Origin of the sequence: Ureibacillus galli, from assembly GCF_014836845.1 — a bacterium.
In the GTDB taxonomy this organism is placed as follows: Bacteria; Bacillota; Bacilli; order Bacillales_A; family Planococcaceae; genus Ureibacillus; species Ureibacillus galli.
In genome coordinates this window covers 44,883-56,784 of record NZ_JACSQA010000016.1, presented here as the reverse complement: position 1 = coordinate 56,784, position 11,902 = coordinate 44,883, and the positions used below count along the sequence as shown (strand labels likewise).

Genomic DNA, 11,902 nt, shown 5'->3' with positions numbered 1-11,902 from the left:
TCCTTCTTTATTCTTCGATTCTTTCCTTATCGGAATTAGATATCAAAAATTTCGATTTCTTTGCTATCAGCAGCTAATTTAACGATTGCTTTACGACGTTTGTTTGTGTATCCGCCGAATTTACCAACACGTTTAAATTTACCTTTGTAGTTCATGATGTTTACTTTTTCAACTTTTACATCAAAGATTGCTTCTACTGCATCTTTAACTTGAGTTTTGTTTGCGCGAACATCAACTTCAAAAGTGTATTTTTTCTCAGCCATAAGCTCAGAAGAACGCTCAGTAATGACCGGACGTTTTAGAATATCACGTGCTTCCATTATCCAAGCACCTCCTCAACTTTTTCTACTGCAGCTTTCGTGAAAACAACTTTGTCATGACCTACAAGATCAAGAACGTTGATTCCAGCAGCTGTTAAAACAGTTACACCAGGGATGTTACGAGCAGATAATGCTACGTTTTCATCTAACTCAGCTGTAACGAACAATGCTTTTGTATCAATGTTTAGGTTACCTAAAATTGCTTTGAAATCTTTAGTTTTTGGTGCATCTAATTGTAATGCATCAAGAACTACGAAGTTTTGTTCTCCAACTTTAGCTGATAAAGCAGATTTAAGAGCTAAGCGACGAACTTTCTTCGGTAATTTATAGCTGTAGCTACGTGGTGTAGGACCGAATACAGTACCACCGCCACGCCATTGTGGAGAACGGATAGAACCTTGACGAGCACGACCAGTTCCCTTTTGACGCCATGGTTTACGACCACCACCAGCGACTTCAGAGCGGTTTTTTACTTTATGATTACCTTGACGTAGAGAAGCGCGTTGAGCGATTACTGCGTCGAATAATACTGCTTCGTTAGGCTCAATTGCAAAAACTGCATCGTTTAACTCAATTTCACCAACAGAAGCGCCTGTTTGACTAAGTACAGATACCTTTGTCATTCCTGTTTCCTCCTTTCTTCGGGAAATTATTTAGATTTTACAGCTGTTTTTACTGTAACTAATGCTTTTTTAGAACCAGGAACATTACCTTTAACTAGTAATAAGTTACGTTCTGCATCAACTTTAACGATTTCTAAGTTTTGGATCGTAACTACAACACCACCAGTTTGACCTGGTAATTTCTTTTGTTTAAATACGCGGTTCGGAGCAACTGGACCCATTGAACCAGGACGACGGTGGTAACGAGAACCGTGGGCCATAGGACCACGAGATTGTCCGTGACGTTTAATAACACCTTGGAAACCTTTACCTTTCGTAACACCTGTTACGTCTACTACATCGCCTTCTGCGAAAATTTCTACTTTGACTTCTTGACCAACCTCGTACTCTTCCACGTTAACGTTGCGGAATTCACGAATGAAGCGCTTAGGAGCAGTATTCGCTTTAGCTACGTGACCTTGTTCTGGTTTGTTTGAAAGCTTCACACGCTTATCTTCGAAACCAACTTGGATTGCTTCGTAACCATCTGTTTCAACAGTTTTCTTTTGAAGAACTACGTTTGGAGCAGCTTCGATAACTGTTACAGGGATTAAATCTCCATTTTCAGCGAAAACTTGTGTCATACCAACTTTTCTACCTAAGATTCCTTTAGCCATTTTGTCACACCTCCTGTGATTATTAAAAAAGTTCTATTTGTTTTTACCATTAAAGTTTGATTTCAATATCAACGCCAGATGGTAAATCAAGTTTCATTAACGCATCAACAGTTTGTGGTGTTGGGTTAATGATGTCGATTAAACGTTTATGCGTACGCATTTCGAATTGTTCACGAGAATCTTTGTACTTGTGAACCGCACGAAGAATTGTGTACACAGACTTCTCAGTTGGTAACGGAATCGGACCTGATACACTTGCACCTGAACGTTTAGCAGTTTCCACAATTTTCTCAGCGGATTGATCTAGAACACGGTGATCATACGCTTTTAAACGGATACGAATCTTTTGTTTTGCCATTATTTTCCCTCCTTTTTCGCCTATTTACTAGACATTCTCCACGGAAATTTCCCACACACGCGCCATGGCAAAGCGGCCGGGTGTGTCGGCAACCTCCCGCTTCATCGCAGTCAAAGACCAACATTCAACAGTATATACAATTTACTAAGAATAAGCAAGTATTTTCTGCTAAATTCTTTGAAATTGTAATTCTTTTATACATTGCTTTTCAACAACTTGTTTCAAAGCCTTTTTAAGTATAATGAATCTATTCATCAATATCAACCAATTATGTATGGTTATATATGGTTCCGTTTGTTTTTGTTTCTTTTATACAAAAAAGGTGCCCCACAATCGGGACACCCTTTAAGTTACTTATGAAAAGAACATGACTGCCGCCCATCCAAAAATAATCAATGGGATATTAAATATGAAGAAAGTTGGTATACATGTATCACGAATATGATCATGTTGTCCATCTACATTTAACCCAGCAGTAGGTCCTAATGTAGAATCTGATGCTGGTGATCCTGCATCCCCTAAAGCTCCTGCTGTACCTATTAAAGTAATAATAGCAGCAGTGCTCAAACCGAACTCTAAACCAATCGGTACAAATATCGCAGCAATAATCGGTATCGTTGCAAAAGATGAACCGATACCCATATCAATTAGCAAACCAATCAATAGCATCATTAATACTGCTAACCCTTTATTGTCACCTAATATATAATTAGCAGCTTCTACTAACTGTTCTACATCGCCTGTTGCGGTTACTACAGAAGCAAAACCACTTGACGCAATCATTACTAATCCGATAAATGCCATTAAGCGCATACCATCTGTAAGTACTTGATCTGCTTCACTCCATTTTAATGCACCTGTAATGTATAATATTAAAACTCCGACAAGGGCTCCGAAAAACATAGAACCTGACGTTAAAGGTACAATACTAGGTATTTGAACGATTACCGCAGCTATAAGAGCAATAATAGTGAAAACGACATTTCTCTTTTTAATCGTAACTTTGATTTCAGTTTCCACTTCCCGATCTTCATACTTCCTTGGTTTACGGAATATAAAGAACGCGACTACTAATCCGACAACCATTCCAAGCGCTGGAATTAACATTGGACCATAAACATCGGATTTTGTAATTTCAAGACCAGCAGCTGAAATATTATCTGCTACAATTCCTTGATAAACTAGTCCAAAACCAAAAGGCAAACTCATATATGGTGTAATTAAGCCGAATGCTAAAATACATGCAATTAAACGACGATCAATTTCTAGCATATTTAATATTTTAATAATCGGCGGAATTAATAATGGGATAAACGCAATATGAATTGGAATTAGGTTTTGTGAAAAAATAGACATTAATAAAATAACGAAAAATAGTAACGCTTTTATTAACCCTCTTTTTTGAGAATCCCCTTTACGTTGAACTAACTTTAATATCGTTACAACAAGCAATTCTGATATTCCTGTTTTTGAAATGGCAATGGCTAAACCACCAAGCATTCCATAACTTAACGCAACTTCTGCTCCACCGCCTAAACCTTCTACAAAAGCCATTAATGTATCGTCAAGGGACATCCCTGCTGTTATCCCTCCAGCAACAGCCCCAATAACTAATGAAAATACAACGTTGATCCGAAGAACACTCAATATGAGCATTACAACGACCGCGACTATTACAGCATTCATTTATATATCCCTCTTACTTTCGTCTGCTAAATTATTAAACTAGTAACGTATTAAAGTCTAACCTCTTCTTAACGAAAAGTCAATATAAGAAAAAGCCACTATATATTCCTGAAATTTTCGGAAAATATAATGGCTTTCTTCTATTATAATGATGCTTTGATTATTCGTTTATAATATTGTGTTGAAATGACGGCAAAGATTGCATACATGACTACGTATAGAACCATTGTTACGACAAGCGGGGTAAACATTTCTGTTCCAAATAAGAACCAGCCGGATTTTACAGCAAAATAACTGTGCAACAACCCTATTACGAGCGGTACCCCAAAGTTAAATGCTTGTTTTGCATAAATCCCTCTCATTAAGTCAGAAGTTGAAAAGCCAATCTTTCTTAATGTCGTGTAGGATTCTTTCTCCATTTCAGCTTCTGACATTTGTTTGAAGTAAAGAATGCTACCTGTTGTTAATAAAAATGCTAGTCCAAGGAAAGCGGTAATGAAAATCGTTGTACCATAGATTGATAAGTAACCTTGCTTCTCTTCTTCGTAAGATAGCGGTAAATATTCTTGTCCATTTACAACTAATTTTCTTTCCTCTTGTATATCAGTATAGATTTCTTCTGCTTTTGGAATATCTTCACTGTTCACTAAGTTCACTCCGACCTGGTAATTGAAGGAACTTTCCGAAGTTTGATTTGCTGATATATTTTCAAATGCAGTATCTGTAACAACAAGTACTGGACTTGCCATTGTTATTGTACCTGAAAGCATAAATTTTTCTTGTACTTCTTTTAATACAAACTTAGCCTCTTCATTATGATACTGAACAGAAAAATCTCCTCCTTCTTCAAGAGGTACCACTTCTGAAAACATATTCTGGTAGCTCGTAATAATAGTCTCTCCTTCATTTATTTGAGCATCAGGGACTACTTGCTTATAATCACTTAATGAAATCACATACATTGATGATTCAGTAGAAAAGGTTAAATTTTCATTCGTAATATCACCGACTAAATCTTGAAAGTTAAATGTAACTTCCGCCACACGATACGTATCCTTTTTAAATTCAATTCCTTCTTGATGTAAACGATCTAAAAAACTAATTCCTTTATCGTTTACTAAAGTATAATCATATGGAGAAAATTGACGAGCCCTTGTTTCGGATGAGTAATATGAAATATACGATAAACTCATAATCCCAACGGCTAATCCTGTTAATACGGTAATTAACGTTAACGACTTCGCATTTCCTTTCATTCGATGCATAATCTGCGTAACTGCCATAACGTCTCGAATCTTTAAATGTCCTTTTTTACTCGCTCTGAAAATATTCATAATAAAGGATACGGAATATCTAAAGAATAAAAATGTTCCAAGAATCGTAGATGCTAAAATAACAAGCATGTGTAAAAATATATCTTTAAAAAGACTTTTTTCCGCATCAAATAATATGGAAGACTCATAGTAGCCGTAAACGATGAGCAACAAACCAAGTAAACCAAAGGTCATTTGGAAAAAATTAAAACGTTTTATGCGTTCGTCTGCTTTTTTTGAGGCATGGAATAAAGATAGTAATGTAACGCGATATACCATCCAAGTCATTTGGAATAAAATAACTAATAGTAGAATTGAAAATATAATGACAGATTGCGTAAATGCTTTAGGTGAAAATACTAATTCAATGACTAAATCTAGTTTCAATAGTTTAATTAAGATCATCGCAAATAGTCTTGAACTAAAGAATCCAATAACCATCCCAAGGGCAACCGCAAAAATGAATAAAATTATATTTTCAAGAGCAATTAATCTTACAATTAACCCTTTCGTCATCCCAATTAATTGATAAAGACCAATCTCTTTACTTCGACGTTTCATAAATAAATGATTTGCATAGAGCACAAAAAATGTAATGATAAAATACAACACAAAAGTTGCTGATTGGAATCCCGCAGCAGCTGTACCACTTTCTTTTAAAGCTTCTACAACCGTTGGGTTATGGTGCAGGGTCGTAAAAGAATAACATAGGGTAACACTAAATATTAAGGCAAAGAAATATAAATAATAATGTTTTACGTTTTTCCTCATACTTCGCAATACGAGACGGCTAAGCGTCATATCCATCACCGCCTAGAATACTTTGCGTATTTAAAATTTGTTGGAAAAATTGTTGTCTCGTTTTATCTCCTCGATATAACTCCGTATAAATTGCACCATCTTTTAAAAATAACACTCGTGAGCAAAAACTTGCAGCGACAGAATCATGCGTTACCATCATGATCGTAACCGATTTTTGCTTATTAATATTTTCTAAATTCGTTAGTAATGACGTTGCAGATTTCGAGTCGAGTGCTCCTGTAGGTTCATCAGCAAAAACTAATGTTGGCGAAGAAATTAGAGCTCTTGCAGCAGATGTCCGTTGCTTTTGTCCCCCAGATATTTCATTTGGGTATTTATTTAAAATATCTGTAATTCCTAATAACTTTACTAGTTCTTTTAAACGACTTTCTGCAACAGCCCTTGGAAGCTTACTGATTGATAACGGTAGTAAAATATTTTCCTTTACCGTCAATGTATCAAGCAAATTATAATCTTGAAAGACAAACCCAAGCTGTTCCCGTCTGAAGTTGGCCAGTTGTTTTTCCTTCATATTACGTAAATTTTTCCCATTGATTTCTACTACACCTTCAGTTGGATGATCAATAGAACATAAAACATTTAGTAATGTTGTTTTCCCTGAACCAGATGGACCCATAATCCCAACAAACTCACCTTTATTTACTTCTATATCTATACCTTTCAGCACTTCTTGTGCTGTCGATTTTTTTCCATAAGTTTTTTTAATTTTTCTACCAACTAAAACTGTCATTTTTTTCTCCCCTTTCATTATCTATTATCATTTTACTTGCCCTACTGTTTTTCTGCCTTCGTTCTAGATGACAAAATAAAAGGGTAGGTGACATTTTTGTCATCTACCACGTATTTTGGTATTCATTTTGTTGTGGAAATTTTAGTGTAAAGGTTGTACCTTTATTTATTTGCGATTTCACAGAAATATGGATGCCTAATTTTAGTGCTGCATTTTTTGCTAAATAGAGACCCATTCCCGTCGATTGAACAGACTCTCTTCCAATTGTCCCCGTATATGACTTTTGAAAAATTCGAGGAAGATCTTCTTGTTGGATACCGATGCCAAAGTCTTTAATATGAAGTAATAAATGCCCGCTTGCATCTGTTTCCGTAAAAATAATGACTTCTTCATTTTCCCGACTATACTTTATGGCATTTGATAAAACTTGACGAACAATAAAGGCAAGCCATTTCTTATCCGTTGTAATTTCTTGTTCCAATTCTTCAATTTGAAAACCGATTCCTTTTTCTAAGCACCAAGATTGGAATTCCCGTATTTCTTTATATACAATATCCCGCAAAGTTATCTTTTCTAAGCGATTATCCTTCTCGATGGTCGCAAGCCTTGTATGATGAAGTTGTTGATCTAATAATAGATGAATCCTTACCCACTCACTTTCAAGTCTTTTACGTAATTTTTCATCATTTGTTTGCTCGATCATTAGTTTCATAGCAGTTAAAGGTGTTTTTACTTCATGAACCCATGCTAATAGGTCATCGACATTTTCTTGAAGTTGAATCTTTGATTCATTTATAAATAAATCCTTTTGTTCATACACCTCTAAAACTTGTTTCTTGAACCGTTCTTGGAATGGAGATAAGTGAACATTCTCTAAAGATGCTAGATCCGATGAATTCGACAAATTTCCCAGGAAATTCTTAAACTCCCGAGTCTCTTTTAAATAACGCCAAATTAAGAAAATGATAATAAGAGATATGATAACAATATTAAAATAGGAGACACTTATCCCTGAAAAACCAAAGTCTAAATAGAACAGAAAGTTAATACAAAGAATGAGTATGGCTAAGAACAGAATCCATGCCATTTTCTCTCGTAAAAATAATAAAAACATAATCCCCCTCATATAGTAACGGCCATATAGCCAAGCCCTTTTTTCGTAATAATTACATCGTCTAACCCAATCTCTTCAAGCTTTAACCGAAGTCTGTTGACATTTACGGAAAGCGTATTGTCATTTACAAAACGTTCATCATCCCACAACATTCGCATTAAATCATCTCTTGAAACGACTTTATCAACATGTTGAAGAAGTCCCCGTAAAATAAACAATTCATTTTTCGTTAAGCTACATTCCTTCTCACCAAAACGGACTACACCTTTTGCATAGTCAACTGTTGCCCCATTCCATCGAGTAAGCTCTGATTGTTCCTCCACATAGTCATATGTACGTCGTAAGATAGCTTGTACTTTGGCTAATAATACATCCATATTAAATGGTTTTTGTACAAAATCATCGGCACCCATTTGCATTGCCATTACCATATCCATTGGATGGTCCCTGGAGGACAAAAATACAATCGGAACTTTAGAAACATCGCGAATTTCTCTACACCAGTGAAAACCATCGTAAGCAGGTAATTGAATATCAATAATCACTAAATGTGGTCGCTCTTCTATAAAATAATCCATCACTTTTTGAAAGTCAGGAGGACCAATGACTTGCATTTGCCATCCTTCAAACCGTTCCTGTATCATTTCAAAAATTGATGGATCATCTTCTATTAACAACACTTTTAATACCATAATCATCCTCCTTTTCCATCATTGTAACATTTGTTCGGCCTAGTTTGAACCTACTACACCCCTTTCATTTATAAAAGGTTAAAAAAAACCAATTCGTAGGCGTCCCCACGAATTGGTCAAAGGATTTAGCTAGGCTAAAATTATTTTTGGATTGAAGCTACTACTCCAGCTCCAACAGTACGTCCACCCTCACGGATAGAGAATTTAGTACCTTCTTCAAGAGCGATTGGAGAGATTAATTCAACGTTCATTTCGATGTTGTCACCAGGCATTACCATTTCTACGCCTTCAGGTAAGTTAATAACACCAGTTACGTCAGTTGTACGGAAGTAGAACTGAGGACGGTAGTTTGAGAAGAATGGAGTGTGACGTCCACCTTCTTCTTTTGATAATACATAAACTTCAGCTTTGAAAGTAGTGTGTGGAGTGATTGAGCCTGGTTTAGCTAATACTTGACCACGTTGTACTTCTTCACGAGCAACACCACGAAGTAAAGCACCGATGTTGTCACCAGCTTCAGCATAGTCTAATAATTTACGGAACATTTCAACACCAGTTACAGTAGTTGATTTTGGTTCTTCAACTAAACCGATGATGTCTACAACGTCACCAACTTTTACTTGTCCGCGTTCTACACGACCAGTAGCAACTGTACCACGACCTGTAATTGAGAATACGTCCTCAACAGGCATCATGAATGGTTTGTCAGTTTGACGTTCTGGAGTTGGGATGTAGTTATCTACAGCGTCCATTAATTCGATGATTTTTTCTTCCCATTCTGGTTCACCTTCAAGAGCTTTAAGAGCAGAACCTTTGATTACTGGAAGATCGTCTCCAGGGAAATCGTACTCAGATAATAAGTCACGTACTTCCATTTCAACTAATTCTAATAGTTCTTCGTCGTCAACCATATCACATTTGTTTAAGAATACTACTAAGTAAGGTACACCTACTTGACGTGATAAAAGGATGTGTTCACGAGTTTGTGGCATTGGGCCATCAGCAGCAGATACTACTAAGATACCGCCGTCCATTTGAGCAGCACCAGTGATCATGTTTTTAACATAGTCAGCGTGTCCTGGGCAGTCAACGTGTGCATAGTGACGAGTTTCAGTTTCATATTCTACGTGAGAAGTGTTGATTGTGATACCACGTTCTTTTTCTTCTGGAGCGTTATCGATATCAGCGTATGATTTTGCTTCCCCACCCATTTTTTTAGAAAGAACAGTAGCGATTGCAGCAGTTAATGTAGTTTTACCATGGTCAACGTGTCCGATTGTACCAATGTTAGCATGCGTTTTCGAACGGTCAAATTTTTCTTTAGCCATTAGAGTTAGCCTCCTAATATGTGTTTTTATTATTTTTTTATGTTATAACTGCTGGCTGATAAGGGCCCTTCTCAGCCAGTCAATCATAGCTTACAAATTATTTATACTTGATACAAGATGAAATTTCAATTATTCACCTTTATTTTTTTTGATGATATCTTCAGCAATTGATTTTGGCACTTCTTCATAGTGATCGAATACCATTGAGAATACACCACGACCTTGAGTAGCAGAACGTAAAGTAGTCGCATATCCGAACATTTCAGAAAGTGGAACCATTGCACGAACAACTTGAGCATTACCACGAGCTTCCATACCTTCTACACGTCCACGGCGAGAAGTAATGTTACCCATGATATCCCCAAGATATTCTTCAGGAATTACTACTTCTACTTTCATTACAGGCTCTAAAAGAACTGGGTTACATTTAGAAACTGCGTTTTTAAGTGCCATAGAAGCAGCGATTTTGAACGCCATCTCGTTGGAGTCAACGTCATGGTAAGATCCATCGAATAATTTCGCTTTAATATCGATTAATGGGAAACCAGCAAGTACACCATTTTCAAGAGCGTCTCTTAAACCAGCTTCTACTGCTGGGATATATTCACGAGGAACTACCCCACCAACGATTGCGTTTTCGAATTCGAATCCTTTACCTTCTTCGTTTGGAGAGAATTCAATCCAAACGTGACCGAATTGACCACGACCACCAGATTGGCGAACGAATTTACCTTCAACTTGAGCTGAACCACGGAATGTTTCACGGTAAGAAACTTGTGGAGCACCTACGTTAGCTTCAACTTTGAATTCACGTTTCATACGGTCAACAATGATATCAAGGTGAAGTTCACCCATACCAGAAATAATTGTTTGGCCAGTTTCTTGGTTTGTGTATGCACGGAATGTTGGATCTTCTTCTTGAAGCTTTTGTAAAGCTTGGCTCATTTTATCTTGGTCAGCTTTTGATTTTGGTTCTAATGATAAATCAATAACTGGTTCTGGGAATTCCATAGACTCTAAGATAACAAGATTTTTCTCGTCACATAAAGTGTCACCAGTTGTTGTATCTTTAAGACCTACAGCAGCTGCGATATCTCCCGCGTAAACTTTTGAAATTTCTTCACGAGAGTTAGCGTGCATTTGAAGGATACGTCCAACACGTTCACGCTTACCTTTTGTAGAGTTTTGTACGTATGAACCTGATTCTAAAATACCAGAGTACACACGGAAGAAAGTTAATTTACCAACATAAGGGTCAGTCATAACTTTAAATGCTAATGCAGAGAATGGCTCATCATCACTTGAATGACGAACGATTTCTTCACCAGTATCAGGGTCTACACCTTTAATCGCTTCAACGTCAGTTGGAGCTGGTAAGTAATCAATTACAGCATCAAGCATTAATTGAACACCTTTGTTTTTGAATGCAGTACCACAAAGAACTGGGTAGAACTCTACTGATAAAGTTGCTTTACGGATACCAGCTTTAAGCTCTTCTTTAGTGATTTCTTCACCTGCGAAGTATTTCTCCATAAGCTCTTCATCAAGTTCAGCTACCGCTTCAATTAATTTTTCACGGTATTCTTCAGCTTGTGCTTTATATTCTTCAGGAATTTCACGTTCCTCGATACTAGTACCAAGGTCGTCTCCATAGAATGTAGCTTTCATTTCAACTAAATCGATAATTGCTTCGAATTCATCCTCAGCACCGATTGGTAATTGAATTGGGTGAGCGTTTGCTTGTAAACGATCGTGAAGAGTATTCACTGAGTACAAGAAATCCGCACCGATTTTATCCATTTTGTTAACAAAAACGATACGAGGAACACCATAAGTTGTAGCTTGACGCCATACAGTTTCAGTTTGTGGCTCAACACCAGATTGAGCATCAAGTACTGTTACTGCACCATCAAGTACACGTAATGAACGTTCAACTTCTACAGTGAAGTCTACGTGTCCTGGTGTGTCGATGATGTTTACGCGGTTACCTTTCCATTGAGCTGTTGTCGCAGCAGAAGTGATTGTAATACCACGTTCTTGTTCTTGCTCCATCCAGTCCATTTGAGAAGCACCTTCGTGAGTTTCACCGATTTTGTGAATCTTACCAGTGTAATAAAGGATACGCTCAGTTGTTGTTGTTTTACCAGCATCAATATGAGCCATGATCCCAATATTACGTGTATTCTCTAGTGAGAATTCGCGTTTCATAGGAAATTTTCTCCTTCCATATTGGGTTTCGACTAATTGTTGAATATATATT

General features: G+C 36.9%; 11 protein-coding genes. All 11 read right to left on the bottom strand.

Annotated features, from left to right (window positions below; all coding sequences use genetic code 11):
- Positions 1-35: 35 nt before the first annotated feature.
- Positions 36-320, bottom strand: a complete 285-nt coding sequence (rplW, locus tag H9636_RS11385) for a 50S ribosomal protein L23 (protein ID WP_122971275.1) — start codon at positions 318-320, stop codon at positions 36-38.
- A complete protein-coding gene (rplD, locus tag H9636_RS11380) occupies positions 320-943 on the bottom strand; it encodes a 50S ribosomal protein L4 (protein WP_122971274.1) in 624 nt (207 codons plus the stop codon). The genes rplW and rplD overlap by 1 nt, the downstream gene beginning before the upstream one ends.
- A 26-nt stretch (positions 944-969) precedes the next feature.
- Positions 970-1,599 carry a 50S ribosomal protein L3 gene (gene rplC, locus H9636_RS11375; protein WP_122971273.1) on the bottom strand — a complete coding sequence of 210 codons (630 nt, stop codon included), beginning with the start codon at positions 1,597-1,599 and terminating at the stop codon, positions 970-972.
- 49 nt (positions 1,600-1,648) lie between these two features.
- Entirely contained in the window at positions 1,649-1,957 is a 309-nt protein-coding gene (gene rpsJ, locus H9636_RS11370) for a 30S ribosomal protein S10 (protein ID WP_036172433.1), read from the bottom strand.
- A gap of 354 nt (positions 1,958-2,311) precedes the next feature.
- A complete protein-coding gene (locus H9636_RS11365; protein WP_191707724.1) occupies positions 2,312-3,643 on the bottom strand; it encodes a Na+/H+ antiporter family protein in 1,332 nt (443 codons plus the stop codon).
- Between the two features lie 143 nt (positions 3,644-3,786).
- Positions 3,787-5,757 carry an ABC transporter permease gene (locus H9636_RS11360; RefSeq protein ID WP_191707723.1) on the bottom strand — a complete coding sequence of 657 codons (1,971 nt, stop codon included), beginning with the start codon at positions 5,755-5,757 and terminating at the stop codon, positions 3,787-3,789.
- On the bottom strand, positions 5,747-6,508 hold the full coding sequence (locus H9636_RS11355) for an ABC transporter ATP-binding protein (RefSeq protein ID WP_191707722.1): 762 nt from the start codon (positions 6,506-6,508) through the stop codon (positions 5,747-5,749). Before H9636_RS11355 ends, H9636_RS11360 begins: the two co-directional genes overlap by 11 nt.
- Before the next feature lie 103 nt (positions 6,509-6,611).
- Positions 6,612-7,622, bottom strand: a complete 1,011-nt coding sequence (locus H9636_RS11350) for a sensor histidine kinase (protein ID WP_191707721.1) — start codon at positions 7,620-7,622, stop codon at positions 6,612-6,614.
- Positions 7,623-7,630: 8 nt separating this feature from the next.
- Positions 7,631-8,314, bottom strand: coding sequence for a response regulator transcription factor (locus tag H9636_RS11345; RefSeq protein ID WP_191707720.1), 684 nt, complete (start codon positions 8,312-8,314; stop codon positions 7,631-7,633).
- A gap of 140 nt (positions 8,315-8,454) precedes the next feature.
- The gene (gene tuf, locus H9636_RS11340) at positions 8,455-9,642 is read right to left on the bottom strand and encodes an elongation factor Tu (RefSeq protein ID WP_191707719.1); all 1,188 of its coding nucleotides are present in this window, start codon (positions 9,640-9,642) and stop codon (positions 8,455-8,457) included.
- Between the two features lie 129 nt (positions 9,643-9,771).
- Positions 9,772-11,850 carry an elongation factor G gene (gene fusA / locus H9636_RS11335; RefSeq protein ID WP_191707718.1) on the bottom strand — a complete coding sequence of 693 codons (2,079 nt, stop codon included), beginning with the start codon at positions 11,848-11,850 and terminating at the stop codon, positions 9,772-9,774.
- Positions 11,851-11,902: the final 52 nt, after the last annotated feature.

Bases quoted from the DNA above. Each gene is read 5' to 3' on its own strand.
- H9636_RS11355 (WP_191707722.1), bottom strand. From the start codon at position 6,508: ATGACAGTTTTAGTTGGTAGAAAAATTAAAAAAACTTATGGAAAAAAA.
- rplW (WP_122971275.1), bottom strand. From the start codon at position 320: ATGGAAGCACGTGATATTCTAAAACGTCCGGTCATTACTGAGCGTTCT.
- fusA (WP_191707718.1), bottom strand. From the start codon at position 11,850: ATGAAACGCGAATTCTCACTAGAGAATACACGTAATATTGGGATCATG.
- H9636_RS11345 (WP_191707720.1), bottom strand. From the start codon at position 8,314: ATGGTATTAAAAGTGTTGTTAATAGAAGATGATCCATCAATTTTTGAA.
- H9636_RS11360 (WP_191707723.1), bottom strand. From the start codon at position 5,757: ATGACGCTTAGCCGTCTCGTATTGCGAAGTATGAGGAAAAACGTAAAA.
- H9636_RS11350 (WP_191707721.1), bottom strand. From the start codon at position 7,622: ATGTTTTTATTATTTTTACGAGAGAAAATGGCATGGATTCTGTTCTTA.
- rpsJ (WP_036172433.1), bottom strand. From the start codon at position 1,957: ATGGCAAAACAAAAGATTCGTATCCGTTTAAAAGCGTATGATCACCGT.
- H9636_RS11365 (WP_191707724.1), bottom strand. From the start codon at position 3,643: ATGAATGCTGTAATAGTCGCGGTCGTTGTAATGCTCATATTGAGTGTT.
- tuf (WP_191707719.1), bottom strand. From the start codon at position 9,642: ATGGCTAAAGAAAAATTTGACCGTTCGAAAACGCATGCTAACATTGGT.
- rplC (WP_122971273.1), bottom strand. From the start codon at position 1,599: ATGGCTAAAGGAATCTTAGGTAGAAAAGTTGGTATGACACAAGTTTTC.
- rplD (WP_122971274.1), bottom strand. From the start codon at position 943: ATGACAAAGGTATCTGTACTTAGTCAAACAGGCGCTTCTGTTGGTGAA.